Genomic DNA, 24,380 nt, shown 5'->3' on the forward strand with positions numbered 1-24,380 from the left:
CGTACCCGTAGGGAGTTGGAAGACATGGCCCCAGACGCCATGCGCACCGCTGCACGATCCCTTTCCGAAGCGAAGCCGGTCTCGTACTGGCTGGACGACCCCGGCAAGCCCGCCGCCGAACCCGCCCTCACCGGCGACGAGCACTGCGACCTGCTCGTCATCGGCGGCGGCTACAGCGGCCTGTGGACCGCGCTGCTCGCCAAGGAGCGCGACCCCGCACGGGACGTCGTCCTGATCGAGGGGCACGAGGCGGGCTGGGCCGCCTCGGGCCGCAACGGCGGCTTCTGCGCCGCCTCCCTCACCCACGGCCTGGCCAACGGGATGGCCCGCTGGCCGGACGAGCTGGCGAAACTGGAGGAGCTCGGCGCCCGCAACCTCGACGCGATCGAGGCCGCCGTCGCCCGCTACGGCATCGACTGCGACTTCGAGCGCAGCGGTGAGATCGACGTGGCCACCGAGCCGCACCAGGTCGAAGAGCTCCGCGAGTTCCACGCGGAGGCCGAGCGCCTGGGCTTCGCGGGCCGCTCCGAATGGCTGGATCAAGACGCACTGCGCGCGGAGGTCGACTCCCCGACCTTCCTCGGCGGGATCTGGGACCGCGACGGCGTCGCCATGCTCAACCCGGCGAAGCTCGCCTGGGGCCTGAAGCGGGCCTGCCTGGAACTGGGCGTGCGGATCTACGAGAACACGCGCGGGCTGGACCTGGCCGGCTCGGGGTCCGGGATGGCCGTGCGGACCCCCTACGGGCGGATCTTCGCCCGCCGGGTGGCGCTGGGCACCAACATCTTCCCGTCGCTGGTCAAGCGGGTGCGCCCGCTGACCGTCCCGGTCTACGACTACGCGCTGATGACCGAGCAGCTCACCGAGGGGCAGCTCGCCTCGATCGGCTGGAAGAGCCGGCAGGGGATCGGCGACAGCGCCAACCAGTTCCACTACTTCCGGATCACCCCCGACCGGCGGATCCTGTGGGGCGGCTACGACGCCATCTACCCCTACGGCGGCAAGCTCGACGCCGAGCACGACCACCGGCCCGAGACGTACCTCAAGCTCGCCGAGCACTTCTTCACCTGCTTCCCGCAGCTGGAAGGGCTGAAATTCAGCCACGCCTGGGGCGGGGCCATCGACACCTGCTCCCGCTTCTCGGCCTTCTTCGGCACCGCGCACGCGGGGAAGGTGGCCTACGCGGCCGGCTTCACCGGGCTGGGCGTCGGAGCCACCCGCTTCGGCGCCGACGTGATGCTGGACCTCCTCTCCGGGGAGCCGACCGAGCGCACGGAGCTGGAGATGGTGCGCACCAAGCCGATGCCGTTCCCGCCGGAGCCCTTCGCCTGGACCGGGATCACGCTGACCAAGTGGTCGCTGGCCAGGGCTGACCGCCTCGGCGGGCACCGCAACCTGTGGCTGAAGACCCTGGACCGCCTCGGCCTCGGCTTCGACAGCTGACACCGCCCCGTCTCGCCCCCCGGGGCAGTGTGCTGATCGGGTTAGAGACGTCCGCACGCCCCGGGCGCACCCCGGCCGCGGCGCTGTGACCCGATTCACTACCACGGAGTAACGAAACCCGCGTCATAGTCGCGCCCGGCCCCGCTCTCTCCCAGGTGAGAACTGCTCACCACACACATTGAGAGAGCGGAGGCCGGGCGATGGCGATCCCGGGGGACAAGACGGCAGTGGAATGGCTGGTCTCGGTGGCACCCGACCCTGAGGCCTGCCGGTGGGAGTGGGAGCGCAACCCCCTCGGGGTCGCCCTGCTGCCCGCCGGCCGGCGGTGGGACGTGCTGATCCTGCCCGGGGAGCTCGGGCACGCCACCCTGGAGGTGCTGGCCTCGCTGCTGGAGCGGCCCGGCCCGGTGCTCGCCGATTTCGGCGACACCCGGCTGGGCTTTTTCGTGCCCGCGGGCACGGCGTCCCGCTGGATCGGGACGGGCGTACGGGGAGCCGGACGCGGCACCTGGATCGTGGTCCCGTACCCCGGCCGGGCGACCGGCGGGGTGCGCTGGCTGGTGGTCCCGGACGGGCTGGGCACGCTCACCGATCCGGTGGTCCTGGAGCTGGCCATGCACGAGGCGGCGGCGCGCGTCGTGGGACAGGGAGGCGGGAAGTCTTGACAAGAGGATTGGTCTGGACCATCTTGGGCGCCGCTGCGCCTTCCCCCGCCGCACCCCCCTTCGCGGCCTGGCTCCATCCCCCCATGTACCGGAGGCAGTTGTGCGCCCCACCCGAAGCACCGCCAGACGCTCGGTCCTCTCCCTCCTTACCGCCGCCGCCCTCGGGGCGGCCGGCCTCCTCGCCGTCGGCCCGCAGGCCGCGGCGGCCGACGCCGACCTCGTCCGCAACGGCGGCTTCGAGGCCGGCCTCGACGGCTGGAGCTGCACGGCCGGCAGCGGAGCCGCCGTCAGCACCCCCGTCCACGGCGGGAGTTCCGCCCTCAAGGGCACCCCGGCCGGACAGGACAACGCCCGCTGCTCCCAGACCGTCACCGTCAAACCCGACTCCGCCTACACCCTGACCGCCTGGGTGCAGGGCGCGTACGTCTACCTCGGCGCGACCGGCACCGGGACCACGGACGTGCAGACCTGGACGCAGACCCCGGGCACCTGGAAGCAGCTGAGCACGAGCTTCCGCACCGGCGCGGCCACCACCTCGGTCACCGTGTACACGCAGGGCTGGTACGGCCAGCCGCCGCAGTTCACGGACGACGTCAGCCTCGTCGGCCCCGACCCCGGCGGCTCGGGACCCGGCCAGCCCCAGATCCCGGCCGCCCCCACCGGCCTGACGGCGTCCGCGCCCTCCTCGACCTCGGCCGACCTCTCCTGGTCGGCCGCGGCCGGTGCCACCTCGTACAAGGTCTACCGCGACGGGGCGAACCCGGCCACGGTCACCGGCACTTCGGCGACGGTCACCGGCCTCACCGCCTCCACGACCTACTCCTTCCAGGTCAGCGCGGTGAACGCGGCCGGCGAATCCCCGAAGAGCGCCGCCACGGCGCTCACCACGCCGAACGGAGGGGGCAACCCGGGCAACCCCGGCCTGCCCGCCCACGCGCTGGTCGGCTACCTGCACGCCAGCTTCGCCAACGGCTCCGGCTACGTCCGGATGGCCGACGTGCCCGCCTCGTGGGACGTCATCAACCTGGCCTTCGGCGAGCCGACCTCGGTGACCTCCGGCGACATCCGCTTCCGGCTGTGCCCGGCGAGCGAGTGCCCGAACGTCGAATCGGCCGCCGAGTTCAAGGCGGCCGTCAAGGCCAAGCAGGCCGCCGGCAAGAAGGTGCTGATCTCGATCGGCGGCCAGAACGGCCAGGTCCAGCTGGGCACGACGGCCGCCCGCGACACCTTCGTCTCCTCCGTCAGCAAGATCATCGACGAGTACGGGCTCAACGGCCTCGACATCGACTTCGAGGGCCACTCCCTCTCCCTGGCCACCGGCGACACCGACTTCCGCGACCCCACCACCCCGGTGATCGTCAACCTCATATCCGCGGTGAAGACCCTCAAGGCCAAGTACGGCCCGGACTTCATCCTGACCATGGCCCCCGAGACCTTCTTCGTCCAGCTGGGCTACCAGTACTACGGTTCCGGCCCCTGGGGCGGCCAGGACCCGCGCGCCGGCGCGTACCTCCCGGTCATCCACGCCCTGCGCGACGACCTGACCCTGCTCCACGTCCAGGACTACAACTCGGGCTCGATCATGGGCCTCGACAACCAGTACCACTCCATGGGCGGCGCCGACTTCCACATCGCCATGACCGACATGCTGCTCACCGGCTTCCCGGTCGCCGGCAACACCGCCCGCGTCTTCCCGCCGCTGCGCGCCGACCAGATCGCCATCGGCCTCCCGGCGACGACCAACGCGGGCAACGGCCACACCTCCCCGGCGGAGGTGACCAAGGCGCTGGACTGCCTGACGAAGAAGGCGGGCACGAGCTGCGGGTCGTACCAGACGCACGGCACCTGGCCCGCCCTGCGCGGCCTGATGACCTGGTCGATCAACTGGGACCGCTTCGGCAACTGGGAGTTCTCGAAGAACTTCGACGCCTACTTCGGCTCCTGACGGCCGGAGCGGGCCGTGACCGGACCGGTCGGGGCGCACGGGCCCCGGTCCGGGCCGGTCGGGTTCGGTCCGGCCCGGTCGGGTTCGGTCGGGTCCGGTCCGGTCACGCGCTCACAGCAGCCCGTCCCACATCTGCTCCAGCAGCAGGGACCACCAGTTCTCCGGCGAGGCCAGCGCCGGGGGATCCAGCTCCACGAGCGCGGCCTGGAAATCGCCGGCCCAGCGCCCCGCCTGCTCCGGGGTGAGGCCCTGGCGCAGCGGCCACGTCCTGCCGAGGAGCGCGATGCAGTGCGCGAACTCCGGCAGGCCCGAGTTGACGAACTGCAGGGGGAGCTGCGGCTCCGTAGGCCCCTCCTGCCCCTGTGCTTCCAGCGGTACGGCCACGATGTGCGCGGTTCCGTACTGGACGCCCAGCGCCCTGCCGAAGTCGTGGCCCACGACGAGGGAGACGGCCGGGCCGTCGAGGGCGCGCACGCCGCTGCGCGCCGCCACCTCGTCCAGGGTGGGCCAGGGCCGCCCGGATTGGGGCTGGGACCAGAAGAACGGGCCCATGTCCCGGGGCAGGCCCACCGCCACCACGTACTCCCGGACGACCGCGGGCGCGCCCGCGCGCAACGCGTCCTCCAGGGCGAAGCGGAAGATGTTCTCCGGGGCGAAGACCTCCCACACCTTCTGCGCGGCGGATTCGGCCCCCGATCCCGAGGGCACGTCCGGGGGTCCCGGAAGCGGCTCCCGGCGTGGGTCCGGACCGGTCCGGACCCGGCCGGGGAAGGCCAGTAGCCGCCGGATGCCCTCCTGGCGGCCCCGGAGGTCCCCGCCGTACGGGACGTCGTACGAGACGTGGGCCTGCGGCCAGGTCTCGCGGACCATCCGGGCGCAGTAGCCGCCGGGCAGGTCGCAGGGCTCCAGCTCGGTGTGCAGTCCCAGCACCCGCTCCGGAGCCACGTTCAGGACGCGCAGCGCGTGGAAGAGCTGCCACTCGGGGTGCGCGACTCCCGGCGCCGAGTGGCGGACGAGGTGCTGTACGGAGCCGTCGGCGGCGCGGTAGCGCAGCACCGCCCGGTGGCCGGGGCCGGAGACCGGCGCCACCGGCTGCGGCAGTGTCCCCGCGGTGTACCAGGCGGGCGGCGTGTAGTCGATCGTGAACTCTTCGAGTTCCGCTTCCGCTTCCGCTTCGGACTGCGCAGGGGTGCGCGCCTTCGGCGTGTACCAGGCCGGCGGTGCGAAGTCGAAGTCGGGGCCGACGTCGAAGTCGGGGCCTACGTCGAAGCCCGCGTCCGTGTCCGCCCGGTCCGCCCCGTCCGCCCCGTCCACCGGATCCGGCTGGACAACACCCTGCTGACCTGTGATCTCGTTGTCCAGAAGCGATCCCCGGACAATCGGGGGCGGCTCCTGTGAGCTCTCCGCCCGCTCGTCGCCCATGCGCCCGCGGAGGTCGTCGAGCTCCTCGTCCTGCTCCTCCAACTGCTCGCGGGAGGCGCGCAGAACGGCCTCGATCTGGTCGAGCGGAGCGAGCCCGAGGTCCTCGCCGGCCGCGCCGCGCCGGGCGTTCGCCGGATCCCCGGCCGGCGTGGCATCGGCGGCCTGCCGCTCCACGGCTATGCGCTCGCGCATCACGTGCTCGTCGGCGGTCAGCGCGAGCCGCTCCGCGGCCGACCGGGCGTGCCGGGCGTGCTCCAACTGCTCACCGGCCTGCCGCCGGTACTCCAGTGACAGGTCCAACTCCCGCTGGAGCCGCGCCCGGTCCTCCAGCGCGCGGTCCCGCTCCTGCTCCAGCACCAGGCAGCGGTCCTGGAGGACCTTCACCGTGCTGCCCAGCAGCGCGCACTGCTTCTCGGAGTCGGCGAGCTTGCGCACCGCCTCCATCTGCAGCAGCCGCGCGTCGTCGAGCCTGAGCAGCGCCACCGCGAGCGGCTCGCGGGGCCGTTCGCGCACCACGAGCACGGCCTGCCGGCCCGTGTCCTTGAGGTGCTGTCCCGCCTCCTCGGCCTCGGCCAGCAGGCGCAGGCCCTCGGCCCGCTGCCGCTCGCGCATCGCCGGGTCGGGGATGTAGCGCTCCACGACCTCGGCCAGCAGCTTCTCGGTGATCAGGGTGCTCCCGCTGCGGTAGGCGGCCCAGGAGCTCTTGCCCACGTACAGGGAGGCTTCCAACTCGCGTACCGGAACATGGCCGATCACCGTGCGGAGCCACTGCGCCAGCGCGTTGGCCTGCGCGGTCCGCCCCCGTAACTCGCCCTGTGGACGCCCCATTTCCCACCCGCCCTCGTCGTTGTCCAGCCGGACACCACGGCATTGTCCCCGATTCCGGCGGACGAGCTGCGGCTTTGCCGAACCGGCACAGCGGACAACCGCGGCGCTGCCGACCGTGGAGCCTCCAGCCGAACCGACTCCGGGAGCCCCCAGTGACCACACCCGACCCGCAGGAGAAGAAGCGCCGTTCCTGGCCCTACGCGGTGACGGCGATCCTCGTCCTCGCGCTCCAGCAGGGCTGGCAGCCCCGGGACGTCGCGATGCTCGCCGCCGTCCTGCTGGTGCTCATCGCCCTGGTGGGGTCGGCCGGGAACGGCGGTGGATGACGGCGCGCACCGCGAGCAGGAGCGGCGTGCACATCAGGAGGCTGGCCAGGACGTCCAGGGGCCAGTGATAGCCGCGCAGGATCAGGCCCGTCGTCGTCAGGAGGGTGAGGGCGGCCGCGAGCGCCAGGGGCCAGCGGCGGCGCCGGCGCAGGTGCGGGGCGACGAGCAGGGCCGCGGCCGTGTACGCCACGTACGCCGTGGCCGTGTGGCCCGAGGGGTAGTAGCCGGCGGCCCAGGGCTCCAGCGGGCCGGGCCGGCCGGTCCACTCCTTCAGCGGGACGACCAGGACCGGCACCAGGGCCATGGCCGCCGCCGCGGCCGCCGCGCCCCGGCGGTCGCCGCGCCGGGCGGCGTAGAGCACCGTGAGCAGCAGGACGGGCACGGCCACCGGGACGTTGCCGAAGTCGGAGAGGCGCTGGGTGACCGCGTCCGGGACGGTGCGCACGAGGGCGCGGCTGAGGTGGGCGTCCGGGGTCAACAGGGGGCCCGACACCAGGACCTGCCAGGTGATCAGGGCGAAGAGCGCGGCGCAGAGCGCGGCGAGGAGAATGGCCGGCCGTCCCGGAACAGGGGGGGTGGTTCCGGGACGGCCGCCCGGATCGGGTTGCCGGGCGCCCCGGGGGGTTTGGGGCGAGCGGCCGTCCGATCGGTGAGGAGTGTGCGCGAACGCATGCCCAGTGCGGCGCTGGGGAAGCCCGGTACTGGTGTCGCTCCCGGTTTCCCCGGAGCGGGGTGTCTCACTCATCTGCAGAAACCGTACGGCAGCGAAAGGGGGACCGACAGCCGGAAAACGCTCCCGCCATCGGCCCCCCACACGTTCTTCACAGCGCCCGACCGTTACCCGCGGTAGTGATCGAGAAGTGATCGAGCATTGTGCTCCCGCGTTCTACCGCTTGTGTCAGACGTTCGATCAGAGCGCCGCGAACGCGGCCTCGATGACGTCCAGACCCTCATTCAGCAGGTCATCGCCGATGACGAGCGGCGGAAGGAAGCGGAGCACGTTGCCGTAGGTGCCGCAGGTGAGGACGAGCACGCCCTCGGCGTGGCAGGCCTTGGCGAGCGCGCCGGCCGCCTCCGGGTTCGGGGTCTTGGAGGAGGGGTCCTTCACCAGCTCGATCGCGATCATGGCGCCGCGGCCGCGGATGTCGCCGATGATCTCGTACTTCTCCTGCATGGCCGTCAGACGGGCCTTCATGACGGACTCGATCTTCTTCGCCGCGGCGTTGAGGTCGAGCTCCTTCATGGTCTCGATGGAGCCGAGCGCACCGGCGCAGGCCACCGGGTTGCCGCCGTACGTACCGCCCAGGCCGCCGCCGTGCACGGAGTCCATCATCTCGGCGCGGCCGGTCACGGCGGCGAGCGGCAGACCGCCCGCGATGCCCTTGGCGGTCGTGATCAGGTCGGGGACGATGCCCTCGTCCTCGCACGCGAACCACTGGCCGGTGCGGCAGAAGCCGGACTGGATCTCGTCGGCGACGAAGACGATGCCGTTGTCGTTGGCGAACTTCACGATCGCCGGGAGGAAGCCCTTGGCCGGCTCGATGAAGCCGCCCTCGCCGAGGACCGGCTCGATGATGATCGCGGCGACGTTGTCGGCGCCGATCTGCTTGGAGATCTGGTCGATCGCCTGGGCGGCGGCCTCGGGGCCGCAGTTCTCGGCGCCGGTCGGCCAGCGGTAGCCGTAGGCGACCGGGACGCGGTAGACCTCGGGGGCGAACGGGCCGAAGCCCTGCTTGTACGGCATGTTCTTCGAGGTCAGCGCCATCGTGAGGTTCGTACGGCCGTGGTAGCCGTGGTCGAAGACGACGACGGCCTGGCGCTTGGTGTACGAACGGGCGATCTTGACGGCGTTCTCGACGGCCTCGGCGCCGGAGTTGAACAGCGCCGACTTCTTGGCGTGGTCACCCGGGGTGAGCTCGGCGAGGGCCTCGCAGACCTCCACGTAGCCCTCGTAGGGGGTGACCATGAAACAGGTGTGGGTGAAGTCGGCGAGCTGCGCGGTGGCGCGGCGCACGACGGCCTCGGCGGAGGCGCCGACCGAGGTCACGGCGATGCCGGAGCCGAAGTCGATCATGCGGTTGCCGTCGACGTCCTCGATGATGCCGCCGCCCGCGCGGGCCGTGAAGACGGGGAGCACGGAGCCCACGCCGCCGGCCACCGTCGAAAGGCGGCGGGCCTGCAGCTCCTGCGACTTGGGGCCGGGGATCGCGGTGACGATGCGGCGCTCCTGCGGGACAGCGGTCATAGGGGGGCTCCTGGGGGGTGTTTTCGGACGCACTTGTGTCTTTGTCCGCAGGCTAGGCCCGCGAGGCGGGGTCCTGCATGCTCCGTTCGGGAGTGGTGCCCGCGTGTCCTTGTCCGCGACGGCCATAGGAGGGAATCGGGGCGTGTCTTGTGGATCATGACCGGGTGCGGGTCGCGGGACGGCGGCGCCCACTAGATTGAGCCCGCAGCACAGTGCGGTAACGGGCAGGGGGCAGGGGTTACATGGACACCGACGGCACGCACGGCACGCACGAGAAGCGGGCCCCGCGCGCCGCCGGGCACGTCCCCCGCCCGGCGGCGCCGCCGGGACCGCCCGCGCCGCCGGCGCCTTCCGGTCCGCCGGGCCTCCCGCCGAGGCCCGCACACGACCCGGCGGCCCCGGGCCGCGCCCCGGCCGGGGGACCGGCAGCGGCACCGGGCGCGGCCCCGGCCGCGGGCCCCACCCTCGCGGACTGGCTGCGCGTCCCCCGCCCGGACGCGGGGCCCGGCGTCTGGCGCCACGCCTACGTCCCGGCCGCGCCCCGGCCCGACGCGGCCGACGCCTCCCTGCTCAAGCGGGTCGCGATCTCGCTCGTGATCTGCTTCGCGGTCTGGCGCCTCTTCGTGGGCGGGGCCCTGCCCCTGGTGGGCGTACCGCTCGACCTCTTCACCCCCGAGGACTGGTGGACCAACGGGCTGCGGCGCGAGCCCGTCGACCACCGGGGCCTGGCCGCGACCGAGCTCTACGAGCTGCTGGTCACCGGCGGGATCCTCTTCGGGTTCGCCCGGCTCGGCGGCTGGCGGACCGCCTTCGACCGGCTCGTCGTGGCCCGCGGACCCTGGTACCGCGCGCTCGGCGCCCTGATCGGCGCCCTCGTCGTGACCCTGCTCATCGTGAGCGAGACCCTGCCGGTCTACCCCCTCGCCTTCGGGCACCTGCCGTACGCGGAGCTCGGCGGCTCGGCCGGCTCGCTGGTCACCTACCTCCTCTACGCGGCGGTCTACCTCCCCGTCATCCTCTTCTTCGGGCGGCTCGGCGACTGGGCCGGACTGGTGCACGGAGCCCTCGCCGGCCCCGCCGGCGCAGAAGCCCCCGCCGCCCACCCGGCCGGGCCGGACCTCGCGGACGACCCCGCCGACTGGCCGCGGCTGCGCGCCGCCGGGTTCCCGGAATCCGCCGACCGGCTGGCCGCCGAAGCCGCCGCCGGGCGGATGAACGACGTCGACCACGTGCGCATCCGGCGGGCCTGGGACTCCGTGCTGGCCGACCCCGGGCGGCGCGCCGCCTTCGTCCAGGCCGTACGGGACAAGGGCGCCGCCGCCTGCGGCCACCCCTCCGGAGCCCGCGACCTGCCCGTCCGCACGGCCCGCCACGACCTCGTCGTCGGCCAGGTCCGCCTCGGGAGCGTCACCGACGCCGAACCCAACCCCTTCGAGCGCCGGGGGACCGGCCTGGCCCTGGACCCCGCCGTCCTGGGGACCTCGATGCTCGCCGTCGGCCCTTCGGGAGCGGGCAAGACCGCCCGGCTGGTCCGTCCGGTCGTCGAATCGCTGATGCTCCAGGCCCTCGCCGGCGAGGCCGCCGTCATCACCGTCGCCGCGGCCGGGACGCCGCTCGGGCCCGACGAGGCCTACGACATCGTCGTCCGGCTCGGCGACCCCGCCTCCGTCCACGACCTCGACCTCTACGGCGGCGCCGCCGACCCCGACGAAGCGGCCTCGCTGCTCGCCGAGGCCTTCGTCGGCGACCTGCCCGGCATCGACGTACGCCGCTCGGCGACGGCCCTCGCGCAGCTCATCGGCCCCTTCCGGGCCGCGTACGGCCGCTTCCCCACCGTGGCCGAGCTGCGGGAACTCCTCGAGGGCCGGCCGGCCGCGGTCGAGGCACTGCGCGAGGTGCTGGAGCGCTCCGGCCGGCAGGCCATGCTGCGCGAGCTCGACGCCCGGACCCGCCAGTACGGGGCCCACGGCGATCCGGGGCCCGTCCTCGCCGATCGGGTGGCCCTGCTCGACCGGCCCGCCTTCCACGGCTTCTTCGACACCACCGGAGCCGGCCGGCCCTTCTCCCCGCGCGCCCTCGAACACCCCGTGCGGGTCCGCGTCGACCTGCCCGAGCGCGGCCACGCCGACGCCTCCCGACTGCTGGCCCGGCTGCTCCTCGCCCAGTTCAACGCCTCGGTCGCGGCGCGCACCGACCGCTCCCTCTTCGCCTTCCTCGCCTTCGACGACGCCTCGCGCACCCTCACGCCCGAGGCGGTGCGCGGCGTCCAGCGGCTGCGCTCGGCGAACGCGGGGGTCCTGCTCACGCTGCGCACCCTGGACGACGTACCGGAACCGCTGCGCACCCCGCTGCTCGGCGCGGTCGGCTGCCGGGTGGCGTTCTCCGGGGTCACCACCTGGGACGGCAAGTGGTTCGCCGACGCCTGGGGGACCGAGCTGGTCGAGACGCGGGACGTCACCAGCCGGACGGTCTACGCCGACCGCCCCATGACCAGGGCCCTGCACTCGCTGCGCAAGATGGTCACCGGCAAGGCCGTCACCACCGATGCCGTCACCGTGCGGCAGGTCGAGCGGGAGCGGTGGTCGGCGTCCGCCCTCGCCAACACCGTGCCCCCCGGCCATGCCGTGCTCTCGCTCACCTCCGTCCGGGGCGAGCGCGCCGCGCCGCTGCTGGTCCGGCTCGGGGGAACGAGCTGAGGCGAACCGTACGGGGTGGCAGAATCAAGGTGGGCCGTTCATACGACACGGCGAAATCCGACGTGGTGTTCCACGGCGAGAATCCTCCGTCGGCACCTCGCCGCCGCACCTTCCTCCTCCCCTAAGGCGCCCGGTACCCATGCCGCTCACCCTCGCCTCGCTCGTCCAGCACTCGGCGCTCAAACTCAGCGTCCGGGCCGGGGAGGGCCGCCTCGACACCCCCGTGCGCTGGGCCCACGTCAGCGAGCTCGCCGACCCCGTCCCCTACATGGAGGGCGGGGAGCTGCTCCTCATCACCGCGATGAAGCTCGACGCGGAGGACCCCGAGGAGATGCGGCGCTACGTGCGCAGGCTCGCGGCGGCCGGGGTCGTCGGCATCGGCTTCGCCGTCGGCGTCAACTACGACGCCGTGCCCGAGGCGCTGGTCGAGGCCGCCCGCGCCGAGGACCTGCCGCTGCTCGAGGTGCCCCGCCGGACCCCCTTCCTCGCCATCAGCAAGGCCGTCTCCGCCGCCCTCGCCGCCGACCAGTACCGGGCCGTGACCGCCGGCTTCGAGGCGCAGCGGGAGCTGACGCGCGCCGCCCTGTCCGCCGACGGCCCCGCCGAGCTGCTGACCAAGCTCGCGGCGCACGTGCACGGCTGGGCCGCCCTCTACGACACCTCGGGCGCCGTCGTCGCGGCCGCTCCCGACTGGGCCGCGCGCCGGGCCGCCCGGCTGACCCCCGACGTGGAGCGGCTGCGCGAGCGGCCCGCGCCCGCCAGCGCCGTGGTGGGCGGCTCCGAGGACCGGGTCGAGCTGCAGTCCCTGGGCACCGGGCGCCGGGCCCGGGGCGCCCTGGCGGTCGGCACCGGAGCCCCGCTCGGCACGGCGGAGCGCTACGCCGTCCACTCGGCGGTGGCGCTGCTGACGCTCACCACCGAACGCTCCCGGTCCCTGCACGACGCGGAGTCCCGCCTCGGCGCGGCCGTGCTGCGCATGCTGCTCGCCGGCCAGCCGGAGCACGCGCAGGCCGTGGCCGGGGACCTGTACGGGGCCCTGCTGGACGCGCCGTTCCGGATCATCGTCGCCGAGCCGGCGCTGACGGGGACCGCCCAGCCGCAGGGCCTGGCCCAGCTGGCCGACGCCGTGGAGTCGGCGGCGGCGCGCACCGGGGAGACCCTGCTGGTGGTGCCGGAGCCGGGCCGCCTCGTGGTCCTGGCGGCCGACGGGGGCTCGGCGGTACAGGCGTGCTCGGAGCACGCGGAGGCGCTGGAATCGCGCCGCGGCGGGGAGACGGGCGAACCGGAGCCGGACGAACTGGTGCTCGGCCTGTCGGCGCCGGCCCTGGCCTCCGGAGTGGCGGCGGCCTTCAAGCAGGCCGACCAGGCCCTCGTCGTGGCCCGGCGGCGCGGCCGCCCGATGGTCGAGCACGAGGAGCTCGCCGCCGGCTCGGTCCTGCCGCTGCTGGCCGACGACGCGGTACAGGCCTTCGCGGACGGCACGCTGCGGGCGCTGCGCGAGCACGACGAGAAGGGCCGCGGCGACCTGGTGGCCTCGCTCCAGGCCTGGCTCTCGCGCCACGGCCAGTGGGACGCGGCGGCGGCCGACCTCGGGGTCCACCGCCACACGCTGCGCTACCGGATGCGGCGGGTGGAGGAGATCCTCGACCGCTCCCTGGACGACCCGGACGTCCGCATGGAGCTCTGGCTCGCCCTGAAGGCCACGTCCGCCCCGGCGTGACCCCGCACGCCGGGCGCCGGCGGCGACACTGACAAAGCGGCGCGCCGCGCCACGCGCGTACTCCACCCCGGACAAGCCCCGAAACCGTGACGGAGTCCTACCGTGGAGGGGACAAGCCCACCGCACACACTCCGAAGGGCCGGGATCAGCATGACTTCCACCCACGCCTTCTGGCTCGCCGGCCGTCAGGCCACCGGCGACGACAGCCTCGACGTCCACTCCCCGTGGGACGGCCGTCTCGTCGGTACCGTGAGCGTCCCCACCGACGCCCAGGTCGAAGAGGCGGTGGCCGCGGCCCACGCCGTGACGGCGGAGTTCTCCGCGACCCCGGCCCACGTACGCGCCGAGGCCCTGGCCCACGTGTCGCGCCGGCTGGCCGAGCGCACCGAGGAGATCGCCCTGCTGATCTCCGCCGAGAACGGCAAGCCCATCAAGTGGGCCCGCGGTGAGGTCGGCCGTGCGGTGTCCGTGTTCCGCTTCGCCTCCGAAGAGGCCCGCCGCTTCAACGGCGGAGAGGCCCAGCGCCTCGACACCGACGCCGGCGGCGTCGGCCGTCTCGCCCTGACGCGCCGCTTCGTCAAGGGCCCGGTCCTCGGCATCGCGCCCTTCAACTTCCCGCTGAACCTGTGCGCCCACAAGGTGGCCCCCGCCATCGCCGTCGGCGCGCCGATCATCCTGAAGCCGGCCCCGGCCACCCCGCTCTCCGCGCTGATCATCGGTGAGCTGCTCGCCGAGACCGATCTCCCGGCCGGCTCCTGGTCCGTGCTGACCGTCGCCAACGACAAGATGCCGGAGCTGGTCAAGGACGAGCGCCTGCCGGTCATCTCCTTCACCGGTTCCGACAAGGTCGGCTACGCCATCCAGCAGGCCGTGCCCCACAAGCACTGCACCCTGGAGCTCGGCGGCAACGCCGCGGCCGTCGTCCTGGAGGACTGGGCCTCGGAGGCCGACCTCGACTGGGCCGCGACCCGCATCGCGACCTTCTCGAACTACCAGGCCGGCCAGTCCTGCATCGGCGTGCAGCGCGTCATCGCCGACGCCGCCGTCTACGACCGCCTGGTCGAGAAGGTCGTCGCGAAGGTCCAGGAGCAGGTCACCGGCGACCCGAACGACTCGGCCACCGACGTCGGCCCCCTGGTCTCCGAGGACGCCGCCAAGCGCGTCGAGTCCTGGGTCGACGAGGCCGTCGCCGCCGGAGCCAAGCTGCTCACGGGCGGCAAGCGCGAGGGTGCCTCGTACGAGCCCACCGTCGTCGCCGAGGTGCCCGAGGGCGTCACGCTGGCCACCGAAGAGGTGTTCGGGCCGGTCCTGACCCTGCGCAAGGTCGAGAACACCGACGAGGCCTTCGCCGCCGTCAACGACTCGAAGTTCGGCCTGCAGGCGGGCGTCTTCACCCGCAACATCCAGACCGCCTTCCGCGCCCACCGCGAGCTGGAGGTCGGCGGCGTGATCGTCGGCGACGTCCCGTCCTACCGCGCCGACCAGATGCCGTACGGCGGGGTCAAGCAGTCCGGTGTGGGCCGCGAGGGCGTGCGCTACGCGATGGACGACTACACCTACGAGCGGGTCCTGGTCCTCAGCGGCCTCGACATCTGAGCGGACTCGTACGGCCAAGAAGCCGACGGCCGGAGCCTACTGTGCGGGGGCTCCGGCCGTCCCCCTTTTCCCTCCCACTAGCCTGCGGGAACAGCCGGGTCCCGGTTGGTTCCCCGGGCTCCGCGGGAACATCGTCGGACCCGTCGGTCTCCGTCTGACGAATCGAGTCGCACATGTCCTACCTGGCCCGGCACCGTGCCACCGCCGACCCCGCCCTGCGCCTGGTCTGCTTCCCGCACGCGGGAGGCGGCGCGAGCTTCTTCCGCGACTGGACCCGGCACCTGGACCCCTCGGTCGACGTCGTGGCGGTGCGGTACCCGGGGCGCGAGAGCCGCTTCGGCGAACCGCTGATCCCGACCATGGACGCGCTGTCGCCGCACATCGCCGCGGAGCTCCTGGCCGAACCCGCCGTGCCCACCGTGCTCCTCGGCCACAGCATGGGCGCGGCCGTGGCGTACGAGACCCTCCTGCGCCTCGAAGCCGCGGGCGCGGACCACTTCACCCGCCTGTGCGTCTCGGGCCGCGGACTCGCGCCCACCGCCCCGGTCACTGCACGGACGGACGAGGACCTGATCGCCTCCGTCACCTCGCTGGGCGGCCCCAACGTGGCGCTCTGGAGCGACCCGGAGCTGCGCGAGCTGTTCCTGCCGGTCCTGCGCAACGACTACCGCCTGATCGACGCCTACCGCCGCCGCGAGGACGCTCCACTGCTGCGCGCGGGCGTCATGGCCCTCACGGGTGACCGCGATCCCCGCGTCACCCCCCTGGGCGCGGAGGAATGGTCCAAGGTCACCGCGGGCGCCTTCACGTCCCACGTCTTCGAGGGCGACCACTTCTACCTCGTCCCCCACGCGGCGCAGGTCGCCCGCCTGGCCGTGGCCCGACCCGGCGGCTGAGCGCACGGCCCGCCGCGCGGGGGATCCGCCGTCCCCTCATTGCAGTCGCTTCCCCGCCGCCCGAAACGGGTACGACTCACTGGTGGCACCGACCGGTAACCACCCCACTCTCGGCGGCGAGGTGAGTCCCCTCATGTCCGCAACACAGCCAGGCGGCACGCAGCCCGTACAGCCCGTACAGCCCGAACAGCCCGCACAGCCCGTTCAGCCCAAGGTGACCGAGCGCGAGGCACGGCAGGTCGCGGAAGCGGCCCGGGAACAGGACTGGCAGCGGCCGAGCTTCGCCAAGGAGCTGTTCCTCGGCCGGTTCCGGCTCGACCTGATCCACCCGCACCCCACCCCCGCCGCGGACGACGTCCGGCGGGGCGAGGCCTTCCTGGCCCGGCTGAAGGAGTTCTGCGAGACCTCCATCGACGGGGCGCGCATCGAGCGCGAGGCGAAGATCCCCGACGAGACCGTGCGCGGGCTCAAGGAGCTCGGCGCGCTCGGCATGAAGATCGGCACCGAGTACGGGGGCCTCGGCCTCACCCAGGTGTACTACAACAAGGCGCTCGCCCTCGTCGGCTCCGTCAGCCCGGCCATCGGAGCCCTGCTCTCCGCCCACCAGTCGATCGGCGTGCCCCAGCCGCTGAAGATGTTCGGCACGCAGGAGCAGAAGGACGCCTACCTGCCGCGCTGCGCCACCACCGCCATCAGCGCCTTCCTCCTCACCGAGCCGGACGTCGGCTCCGACCCGGCGCGGCTGGCCACCACCGCGGTCCCGGACGGGGACGACGCGTACGTCCTGGACGGCGTGAAGCTCTGGACCACCAACGGGGTCGTCGCCGACCTGCTCGTCGTCATGGCCCGCGTCCCCCGGAGCGAGAACCACCGGGGCGGCATCACGGCCTTCGTCGTCGAGGCGGACTCGCCGGGCATCACCGTCGAGCACCGCAACGCCTTCATGGGCCTGCGCGGCCTGGAGAACGGCGTCACCCGCTTCCACCAGGTCAGGGTTCCGGCCGCCCAGCGCATCGGCGCCGAGGGAGCCGGCCTGAAGATCGCCCTGACCACGCTGAACACCGGCCGGCTGTCGCTGCCCGCCATGTGCGTCGGCGCCGGGAAGTGGTGTCTGAAGATCGCCCGCGAGTGGTCCGGCGTACGCGAGCAGTGGGGGCGGCCCGTCGCCCTGCACGAGGCCGTCGGCGCCAAGATCTCCTTCATCGCCGCCACCACCTTCGCCCTGGAGGCCGTGGTCGACCTCGCCTCGCAGATGGCCGACGAGGACCGCAACGACATCCGGATCGAGGCCGCCCTCGCCAAGCTCTACGGCTCCGAGATGGCCTGCCTGATGGCTGACGAACTGGTCCAGATCCGCGGCGGACGCGGCTTCGAGACCGCCGAATCGCTCGCGGCGCGCGGCGAGCGGGCCGTCCCGGCCGAGCAGATGCTCCGCGACCTGCGCATCAACCGGATCTTCGAGGGATCCACCGAGATCATGCACTTGCTGATCGCCCGCGAGGCCGTGGACGCCCACCTGTCGGTCGCCGGCGACCTCATCGACCCCGAGAAGGACCTGGGCGACAAGGCGAAGGCGGGCGCCCGCGCCGCCGGGTTCTACGCCCGCTGGCTGCCCCGGCTCGCCGCCGGAGCCGGCCAGGTCCCCGGCACCTACAAGGCCTTCCACCCCGACGGCCACCCCGACCTCGCCACCCACCTGCGCTACGTCGAGCGGGGCTCGCGCAAACTCGCCCGTTCGACCTTCTACGCCATGTCCCGCTGGCAGGGCCGGATGGAGACCAAGCAGGGGTTCCTCGGCCGGATCGTCGACATCGGCGCCGAGCTCTTCGCGATGAGCGCGGCCTGCGTGCGCGCCGAGCACCTGCGGGCCACCGGCGACCACGGCCGCGAGGCCTACCAGCTCGCCGACGCCTTCTGCCGGCAGTCCCGGCTGCGCGTGGAGGAGCTCTTCGGCCGGCTCTGGGCCAACACCGACGACCTCGACCGCAAGGTGGTCGCCGGCGTCCTGTCCGGCACTTACACCTGGCTGGAGGAGGGCATCCTCGACCCGTCCGGCGACGGCCCGTGGATCGCCGATGCCTCTCCCGGCCCCTCGACGCGGAAGAACGTGCACCGACCACTGCGCTGACCTGCGATGATCGCCGGACGCCGGGCGGATGTACGACTCTGGTGACCGGCCCGGACGGCAGGCTGCGGACACGGCGAGGAACGGGGCGATGGACCAGCACAGGGACAGCAGGCGGCTCGCCTGGTGCGTGGCGCTCGTACTGCGCCACGCACCGGAGCACATCGCGGCGAACCTGATCGGGCGCGTCGACCCCGCCACCCGCACCCACCTCACCCGGGACGAGCGGCTGCCCGCCTCCGCGGTCAGCCTCCTGCTCCGCGACGGCAGCGACCAGGACCGCCGGTCGGTGGCCCGCAACCCCCACGTGCTGGGCCGCCCGCTGCCCGGCCTGCCCGGACCGGTGCGGTACGCCGCCCGCCGGACCCCGCCCGCCCTGCTGCCCGTCCTGCGCGCCGAACTGGGCCGGGACCCGCGCGCCGCACCGGCCCCGGACCCGGCACCCCTGACCTCGGACGAGCTGCTCCTGTTGCTGCGCCGGCACGGCACGCACCGGCCGCGGATCCCCCTCGACGTCCTCGCGCTCCCGCACGAGGCGGACCCGGAGCTGCTCTGGTTCGCGCACGCCCGCGAACCGCTCCCGCCCGGCTCGGCCGAGGCCCTGCTGCTCCGCGGCGGCCTGCCCCCCAGAGCCGCCCGGGGCCTGCTCGACCTGCGCACGGCCCGCTCGTACGGCCGCTCCTGGTACCGCCCCGCCGTCCGCGCCGTCCGGATGGGCCTGGTCACCCAGGCCGAGCTCGTGGACGACGTCCGCCCCGCCGGCCTCGCGCTGCTCCTCGCCGACCTGCCCGCGACCCGCGGACTGCGCTGGAACCTCACCGAGCTGGCCGGGATGCACACGGCCCTGCGGCGCGCCCTGGCCCCGCTGGGGGACGACCCCCGCCTGTGGGCCGAACTGCTGCGCCACGCCCACACCTTCCCCGGACCGCTCACCGAACTCGCCTCCCGGACCGCCGCCGGCACCCTGTCCGCGCCCCCGGACGGGCCGCCCCTGCCCGGCCTGGACCGGGCCGTGGCCCGGCTCGCCCCGGCGTCCCCGCGGCCCGCCGGGGGAGTGGAGCGCGAGCTCGCCCTGGCCAGCCTCGCCGTACCGATGGAGACCGTCGAGGAGGACGTCCGGTGGGTCCGCGACTGCCTGGACCGCCGGCTGCTCACCGGCGTCGACGTGATCCGCCACAAGCTCCCGGCCGTCTGGGCCCTGGACGAGGACCACTGGCTGGGCGTCGTGGACCACCCCGACCGCTACGACCGGCCCGAGGCCGTGCTCGCCGCCCGCGCAGAGGCCGACCGGCTGTTCGCCGTGGCCCTCGGCGAGGACCCGGACGCCTGGTGGCGGGCCGCCAGTACGCTGCCGGACTTCGCGGGAACGCTCCCGCACCTCCTCCTGCGGATCACCGAAGGGGGTTCCGTGTCCAATCGCCCCTGAGTTGCGGCAACAATGGGTGCATGAGCGACCGTCCAGCCCCCCTCGCCGATCCGCACCTCCTCTTCGACCCCGCGGCCGGCCGCCGGGACATCGTCATCCTCGGCTCCACCGGTTCCATCGGGACCCAGGCCATCGACCTGGCCCTGCGCAACCCGGACCGGTTCCGGGTCACGGCGCTGTCCGCCGCGGGCGGCCGGGTCGCGCTGCTGGCCGAGCAGGCCAGGCTGCTGCGGGTGAACACCGTGGCCGTCGCGCGCGAAGACGTCGTACCGGCCCTGAAGGAAGCGCTGGACGCGCAGTACGGCGCCGGTGAGCCGCTGCCCGAGATCCTCGCCGGGCCGGACGCCGCGACCGAGCTCGCCGCCTCCGAGTGCCACACCGTGCTCAACGGCATCACCGGTTCCATCGGCCTCGCACCCACCCTCGCCGCGCTGCGGGCCGGCCGGACCCTGGCCCTCGCCAACAAGGAGTCGCTGATCGTCGGCGGCCCGCTGGTCAAGGCCCTCGCGAAGCCCGGCCAGATCATCCCCGTCGACTCCGAGCACGCGGCGCTCTTCCAGGCGCTCGCCGCCGGCACCCGCGCGGACGTGCAGAAGCTCGTCGTCACCGCCTCCGGCGGACCCTTCCGCGGCCGCACCCGCGCCGAGCTGGCCTCGGTCACCGTCAAGGACGCCCTCGCCCACCCGACCTGGGCCATGGGACCGGTGATCACCATCAACTCGGCGACCCTGGTCAACAAGGGCCTCGAAGTCATCGAGGCGCACCTGCTCTACGACATCCCCTTCGAGCGCATCGAGGTCGTCGTCCACCCGCAGTCATACGTCCACTCGATGGTGGAGTTCACGGACGGCTCCACGCTGGCCCAGGCCACCCCGCCGGACATGCGCGGCCCGATCGCGATCGGCCTCGGCTGGCCCCAGCGGATCCCCGACGCGGCCCCCGCCTTCGACTGGACCAAGGCGTCCACGTGGGAGTTCTTCCCGCTGGACACCGAGGCCTTCCCGGCGGTGGGCCTGGCCCGGCACGTGGGCGCCCTGGGCGGTACCGCGCCCGCCGTGTTCAATGCGGCGAACGAGGAGTGCGTCGAGGCCTTCCTGGCCGGTCGGCTGCCGTTCACAGCAATCATGGATACGGTCTCTGCCGTGGTCGACGAACACGGGACTCCCGCCGCGGGAACTTCCCTCACGGTCACGGACGTCCTTGAAGCGGAGACCTGGGCCCGGGCCCGGGCACGGGAGACGGCGGCACGGGCCGCAGTGGAGGCGCGCGCATGACCATCCTGCTCAACCTGATCGGCGTGCTCGTCTTCGTGGTCGGGCTGCTCTTCTCCATCGCCTGGCACGAGCTCGGCCACCTCTCGACGGCCAAGCTCTTCGGCATCCGCGTGCCCCAGTACATGGTCGGCTTCGGCCGGACCATCTGGTCCCGCAAGAAGGGCGACACCGAGTACGGGCTCAAGGCCATCCCGATGGGCGGCTACATCCGCATGATCGGGATGTTCCCGCCCGGCGAGGACGGCAAGGTCACCGCCCGCTCGACGTCGCCGTTCCGCTCGATGATCGAGGACGCGCGCTCGGCGGCGTACGAGGAGCTGCAGCCGGGCGACGAGTCGCGGCTCTTCTACACGCGCAAGCCCTGGAAGCGCGTGATCGTGATGTTCGCGGGACCGTTCATGAACCTGGTCCTGGCGCTGGCGATCTTCTTCGGCGTGTGGATGACCTTCGGCGTGCAGCAGACGACCACCCAGGTCGCGACGGTCACCGACTGCGTCCTCAAGCAGAGCGACAAGCGCAAGGTCTGCCAGGACGGCGACCCGGTGGCCCCGGCCAAGGGCGCGGGCCTGCGGGTCGGCGACAAGATCGTGGCGTTCGACGGCAAGCCGGTCGAGGACTGGGACGCCCTCCAGCGGAACATCCGCACCACGATCGGCGCCGCCACCCTCACCGTCCTGCGCGACGGCCAGCGGATCGAGCTCCACCCGACCCTCGTCGAGAACCGCGTCGCCAAGACCGACGGCCGCGGCGGCTACCTCAAGGACGAGTACGTGTCGGCCGGCTACCTCGGCGTCAGCGCGGAGACCGTGATCGCCCCGCTCACCTTCACCCAGTCCGCGGAGCACGTCGTGGAGGTCGTCGAGGCCAGCGTGGAGGGCCTGGCCAACCTCCCGGGCAAGGTCCCGGCCCTGTGGAACGCCGTGTTCAACGGCGGCGAGCGCGAGGCCGACTCCCCGATGGGCATCGTCGGCGCGGCCCGGATCAGCGCCGACATCGCGACCCTGGACATCCCCAAGGAGCAGCGGGCCTCGATCATGCTCGGGGTCCTCGGCTACTTCAACCTCTCCCTCTTCCTCTTCAACATGCTGCCCCTGCTGCCCCTGGACGGCGGGCACATCGCCGGCGCCCTGTGGGAGTCGGCGCGGCGCGCCTTCGCGCGGGTCTTCCGGCGCGCGGACCCGGGCCCCTTCGACGTGGCGAAGCTGATGCCCGCCGCGTACGTGGTGGCGGCCGTCTTCGTCTGCTTCACGCTGCTGGTGCTGGCCGCGGACGTGGTGAACCCCATCAGGATCACCTGACCGAGCGGTCGGCGCGGGGGCTCGCAGAGCCCCCTACCTCATCCGGTCGGGAGCCGGGCACGCTTCGTGCCCGGCTCCCTACGTACGGGTGGCACGCCCCCCGCGATGCGAGGGGCACGCGCTGCTTGGCGTAATCTCGAAGGCTGGAGCCCGCCGACTTCGGGACCTTGACCCACCTTGATCCACACCTTGGGGTTGCACAGCAGATGACTGCCATCTCTCTCGGAATGCCGGACGTGCCGGCGAAGCTCGCCGACCGCAGGGTCAGCCGCAAGATCCAGGTCGGTTCCGTGGCCGTCGGCGGCGACGCACAGATCTCGGTGCAGTCGATGACCACCACCAGGACCTCCGACATCGGCGCCACGCTCCAGCAGATCGCGGAGCTGACCGCCTCCGGCTGCGACATCGTGCGCGTGGCCTGCCCGACGCAGGACGACGCCGACGCGCTCGCCGTGATCGCGAAGAAGTCGAACATCCCGGTCATCGCCGACATCCACTTCCAGCCGAAGTACGTGTTCGCCGCGATCGACGCCGGCTGCGCCGCGGTCCGCGTGAACCCGGGCAACATCAAGCAGTTCGACGACAAGGTCAAGGAGATCGCGCGGGCCGCCAAGGACGCCGGGACCCCGATCCGGATCGGCGTGAACGCGGGCTCGCTCGACGCCCGGCTGCTGAAGAAGTACGGCAAGGCCACCCCCGAGGCGCTGGTCGAGTCCGCGCTGTGGGAGGCCTCCCTCTTCGAGGAGCACGGCTTCAGCGACATCAAGATCTCGGTCAAGCACAACGACCCGGTCGTCATGGTCAACGCCTACCGCCAGCTGGCCGCCCAGTGCACGTACCCGCTGCACCTCGGCGTCACCGAGGCCGGGCCGGCCTTCCAGGGCACCATCAAGTCCGCCGTCGCCTTCGGCGCGCTGCTCTCCGAGGGCATCGGCGACACCATCCGCGTCTCGCTGTCGGCCCCGCCGGTGGAGGAGATCAAGGTCGGCCGCCAGATCCTGGAGTCGCTGAACCTCAAGCCGCGCCGCCTGGAGATCGTGTCCTGCCCGTCGTGCGGGCGCGCGCAGGTGGACGTCTACAAGCTGGCCGAGCAGGTCACGGCCGGCCTGGAGGGCATGGAGGTCCCGCTGCGCGTCGCCGTCATGGGCTGCGTCGTGAACGGCCCGGGCGAGGCCCGCGAGGCCGACCTCGGTGTCGCCTCCGGCAACGGCAAGGGCCAGATCTTCGTGAAGGGCGAGGTCATCAAGACCGTCCCCGAGTCGAAGATCGTGGAGACCCTCATCGAAGAGGCGCTGAAGATCGCCGAGCAGATGGAGAAGGACGGCGTGATGTCGGGCGAGCCGACGGTGGCGATCGGGGTCTAGTGCTGCGGCCCACCCGGCTTTCCCACGGGCCCGGCTCCGCCCCAGGCGGCGCCGGGCCCGTCGCTTTGCCCGGGCGGGCCCGCCCGGGTCCCCGGCGGGCCGCCGAGGGGCCTCGCCGGGGCCGCACAGGGGCCGCGCGGCATCCGCGAGCCGCGCCGGGTACAGTGCGGAGATCAGCAGACTTGCATGGTGAGGCCCCAGTGTTGACGCAGACCACCACCCGGGTCCTAGAGCCCAGTGATCTTGACGCCGCGCTCGACATCCTCGGACGCGAGCCGGTCGAGAACGCCTTCGTCACCTCGCGGGTCCAGGTCGCCGGGCTCGATCCGTGGCGCCTGGGCGGCGAGATGTGGGGCTGGTACGCCGACGGAGAGCTCCGCTCCCTCTGCTACGCCGGCGCCAACCTGGTCCCCGTCTGCGCCGGCCCCGAAGCCATCCGCGCCTTCGCCGACCGCGCCCGCCGCACCGGCCGCCGCTGCTCCTCCATCGTCGGCCCCTCGGCGGCCACCCGGCTGCTGTGGCAGCTCCTGGAGCCCAGCTGGGGGCCGGCCCGCGACGTCCGCTCCCACCAGCCGCTCATGATCATCGAGCAGCCGTCCGACGCGGTCGCCGCGGACGCGCAGGTCCGCCGCATCCGCAAGGACGAGATGGACCTGATCATGCCCGCCTGCGTGGCCATGTTCACGGAGGAGGTCGGCATCTCCCCGATGGCGGGCGACGGCGGCCTGCTCTACCAGGCCCGGGTCGCCGAGCTGGTCGCCACCGGCCGCTCCTTCGCCCGCGTCGAGGACGGCAAGGTCGTCTTCAAGGCCGAGATCGGCGCCGCCACCCCCCGCGCCTGCCAGATCCAGGGGGTGTGGGTGGCCCCCGAGTTCCGCGGCCGCGGGCACTCCGAGACCGGGATGGCGGCCGTCGTCGCGTACGCGCTCAGGGACGTGGCCCCCGTGGTGAGCCTCTACGTGAACGACTTCAACACCGCCGCGCGCGCGTCCTACCGCCGGGTCGGCTTCCGCGAGGTCGGCGCGTTCATGAGCGTCCTGTTCTGATCGTCCCGTTCTGGGCCCGCGAGCCCGCCGGGCGGCATACCCGCAGGCCGGGGAGGCCCAGTAAG

At 73.2% G+C, this 24,380-nt stretch carries 17 protein-coding genes; 14 read left to right on the plus strand and 3 right to left on the minus strand.

Annotated features, from left to right (window positions below; translation table 11 throughout):
* Window positions 1-24 precede the first annotated feature (24 nt).
* The 3 genes from DRB89_RS06740 (at window position 25) to DRB89_RS06750 (ending at window position 4,053) form a co-directional block, all read left to right on the plus strand.
* Window positions 25-1,443, plus strand: a complete 1,419-nt coding sequence (locus DRB89_RS06740) for an FAD-dependent oxidoreductase (protein ID WP_112449769.1) — start codon at window positions 25-27, stop codon at window positions 1,441-1,443.
* A 200-nt stretch (window positions 1,444-1,643) separates the two neighbouring features.
* Complete coding sequence (locus tag DRB89_RS06745; RefSeq protein WP_112449768.1) at window positions 1,644-2,108, plus strand: hypothetical protein; 465 nt, start codon at window positions 1,644-1,646, stop codon at window positions 2,106-2,108.
* A gap of 100 nt (window positions 2,109-2,208) precedes the next feature.
* On the plus strand, window positions 2,209-4,053 hold the full coding sequence (locus DRB89_RS06750) for a glycoside hydrolase family 18 protein (RefSeq protein WP_112463231.1): 1,845 nt from the start codon (window positions 2,209-2,211) through the stop codon (window positions 4,051-4,053).
* Window positions 4,054-4,164: 111 nt separating this feature from the next.
* Here the strand turns inward: DRB89_RS06750 and DRB89_RS44285 are convergent, their stop codons facing one another.
* Window positions 4,165-6,303, minus strand: a complete 2,139-nt coding sequence (locus DRB89_RS44285; protein ID WP_239516038.1) for an SUKH-4 family immunity protein — start codon at window positions 6,301-6,303, stop codon at window positions 4,165-4,167.
* A gap of 152 nt (window positions 6,304-6,455) precedes the next feature.
* Between DRB89_RS44285 and DRB89_RS42735 the strand changes: the two genes are divergently transcribed.
* Window positions 6,456-6,629, plus strand: a complete 174-nt coding sequence (locus DRB89_RS42735; protein WP_162688486.1) for a hypothetical protein — start codon at window positions 6,456-6,458, stop codon at window positions 6,627-6,629.
* Here the strand turns inward: DRB89_RS42735 and DRB89_RS06760 are convergent.
* A complete protein-coding gene (locus tag DRB89_RS06760; RefSeq protein ID WP_112449353.1) occupies window positions 6,589-7,374 on the minus strand; it encodes a phosphatase PAP2 family protein in 786 nt (261 codons plus the stop codon). The genes DRB89_RS42735 and DRB89_RS06760 overlap by 41 nt on opposite strands.
* Window positions 7,375-7,539: 165 nt before the next feature.
* Window positions 7,540-8,874: a 4-aminobutyrate--2-oxoglutarate transaminase gene (gene gabT / locus DRB89_RS06765; RefSeq protein WP_112449352.1), complete on the minus strand. Its 1,335-nt coding sequence runs from the start codon at window positions 8,872-8,874 to the stop codon at window positions 7,540-7,542.
* 242 nt (window positions 8,875-9,116) lie between these two features.
* Between gabT and DRB89_RS06770 the strand changes: the two genes are divergently transcribed.
* The 10 genes from DRB89_RS06770 to DRB89_RS06815 all read left to right on the plus strand — a co-directional run bounded on the left by DRB89_RS06770 (window position 9,117) and on the right by DRB89_RS06815 (window position 24,315).
* On the plus strand, window positions 9,117-11,570 hold the full coding sequence (locus tag DRB89_RS06770) for an ATP/GTP-binding protein (protein ID WP_112449351.1): 2,454 nt from the start codon (window positions 9,117-9,119) through the stop codon (window positions 11,568-11,570).
* 139 nt (window positions 11,571-11,709) lie between these two features.
* Window positions 11,710-13,290, plus strand: coding sequence for a PucR family transcriptional regulator (locus tag DRB89_RS06775; RefSeq protein ID WP_112449350.1), 1,581 nt, complete (start codon window positions 11,710-11,712; stop codon window positions 13,288-13,290).
* Window positions 13,291-13,440: 150 nt separating this feature from the next.
* The gene (locus tag DRB89_RS06780) at window positions 13,441-14,886 is read left to right on the plus strand and encodes an aldehyde dehydrogenase family protein (RefSeq protein ID WP_112449349.1); all 1,446 of its coding nucleotides are present in this window, start codon (window positions 13,441-13,443) and stop codon (window positions 14,884-14,886) included.
* Between the two features lie 173 nt (window positions 14,887-15,059).
* On the plus strand, window positions 15,060-15,782 hold the full coding sequence (locus DRB89_RS06785) for an alpha/beta fold hydrolase (protein WP_112449348.1): 723 nt from the start codon (window positions 15,060-15,062) through the stop codon (window positions 15,780-15,782).
* 133 nt (window positions 15,783-15,915) lie between these two features.
* Window positions 15,916-17,910 carry an acyl-CoA dehydrogenase family protein gene (locus DRB89_RS06790; RefSeq protein ID WP_239516039.1) on the plus strand — a complete coding sequence of 665 codons (1,995 nt, stop codon included), beginning with the start codon at window positions 15,916-15,918 and terminating at the stop codon, window positions 17,908-17,910.
* Between the two features lie 88 nt (window positions 17,911-17,998).
* Complete coding sequence (locus DRB89_RS06795) at window positions 17,999-19,333, plus strand: hypothetical protein (protein WP_112449346.1); 1,335 nt, start codon at window positions 17,999-18,001, stop codon at window positions 19,331-19,333.
* A gap of 20 nt (window positions 19,334-19,353) precedes the next feature.
* Window positions 19,354-20,607: a 1-deoxy-D-xylulose-5-phosphate reductoisomerase gene (gene dxr / locus DRB89_RS06800; protein ID WP_112449345.1), complete on the plus strand. Its 1,254-nt coding sequence runs from the start codon at window positions 19,354-19,356 to the stop codon at window positions 20,605-20,607.
* Window positions 20,604-21,905: a site-2 protease family protein gene (locus tag DRB89_RS06805; RefSeq protein WP_112449344.1), complete on the plus strand. Its 1,302-nt coding sequence runs from the start codon at window positions 20,604-20,606 to the stop codon at window positions 21,903-21,905. Before dxr ends, DRB89_RS06805 begins: the two co-directional genes overlap by 4 nt.
* A gap of 206 nt (window positions 21,906-22,111) precedes the next feature.
* A complete protein-coding gene (ispG, locus tag DRB89_RS06810; RefSeq protein ID WP_112449343.1) occupies window positions 22,112-23,269 on the plus strand; it encodes a flavodoxin-dependent (E)-4-hydroxy-3-methylbut-2-enyl-diphosphate synthase in 1,158 nt (385 codons plus the stop codon).
* A gap of 200 nt (window positions 23,270-23,469) precedes the next feature.
* Window positions 23,470-24,315 carry a GNAT family N-acetyltransferase gene (locus DRB89_RS06815; protein WP_204357757.1) on the plus strand — a complete coding sequence of 282 codons (846 nt, stop codon included), beginning with the start codon at window positions 23,470-23,472 and terminating at the stop codon, window positions 24,313-24,315.
* Window positions 24,316-24,380: the final 65 nt, after the last annotated feature.

The organism is Streptomyces sp. ICC4, assembly GCF_003287915.1.
GTDB classification, from domain to species: domain Bacteria; phylum Actinomycetota; class Actinomycetes; order Streptomycetales; family Streptomycetaceae; genus Streptomyces; species Streptomyces tritrimontium.

Coding starts and splice junctions, on each gene's coding strand:
- DRB89_RS06740 (WP_112449769.1), top strand. CDS start 25: ATGGCCCCAGACGCCATGCGCACCGCTGCACGATCCCTTTCCGAAGCG.
- DRB89_RS06745 (WP_112449768.1), top strand. CDS start 1,644: ATGGCGATCCCGGGGGACAAGACGGCAGTGGAATGGCTGGTCTCGGTG.
- DRB89_RS44285 (WP_239516038.1), bottom strand. CDS start 6,303: ATGGGGCGTCCACAGGGCGAGTTACGGGGGCGGACCGCGCAGGCCAAC.
- DRB89_RS06760 (WP_112449353.1), bottom strand. CDS start 7,374: ATGAGTGAGACACCCCGCTCCGGGGAAACCGGGAGCGACACCAGTACC.
- gabT (WP_112449352.1), bottom strand. CDS start 8,874: ATGACCGCTGTCCCGCAGGAGCGCCGCATCGTCACCGCGATCCCCGGC.
- DRB89_RS06770 (WP_112449351.1), top strand. CDS start 9,117: ATGGACACCGACGGCACGCACGGCACGCACGAGAAGCGGGCCCCGCGC.
- DRB89_RS06775 (WP_112449350.1), top strand. CDS start 11,710: ATGCCGCTCACCCTCGCCTCGCTCGTCCAGCACTCGGCGCTCAAACTC.
- DRB89_RS06780 (WP_112449349.1), top strand. CDS start 13,441: ATGACTTCCACCCACGCCTTCTGGCTCGCCGGCCGTCAGGCCACCGGC.
- DRB89_RS06785 (WP_112449348.1), top strand. CDS start 15,060: ATGTCCTACCTGGCCCGGCACCGTGCCACCGCCGACCCCGCCCTGCGC.
- DRB89_RS06790 (WP_239516039.1), top strand. CDS start 15,916: ATGTCCGCAACACAGCCAGGCGGCACGCAGCCCGTACAGCCCGTACAG.
- DRB89_RS06795 (WP_112449346.1), top strand. CDS start 17,999: ATGGACCAGCACAGGGACAGCAGGCGGCTCGCCTGGTGCGTGGCGCTC.
- dxr (WP_112449345.1), top strand. CDS start 19,354: ATGAGCGACCGTCCAGCCCCCCTCGCCGATCCGCACCTCCTCTTCGAC.
- DRB89_RS06805 (WP_112449344.1), top strand. CDS start 20,604: ATGACCATCCTGCTCAACCTGATCGGCGTGCTCGTCTTCGTGGTCGGG.
- ispG (WP_112449343.1), top strand. CDS start 22,112: ATGACTGCCATCTCTCTCGGAATGCCGGACGTGCCGGCGAAGCTCGCC.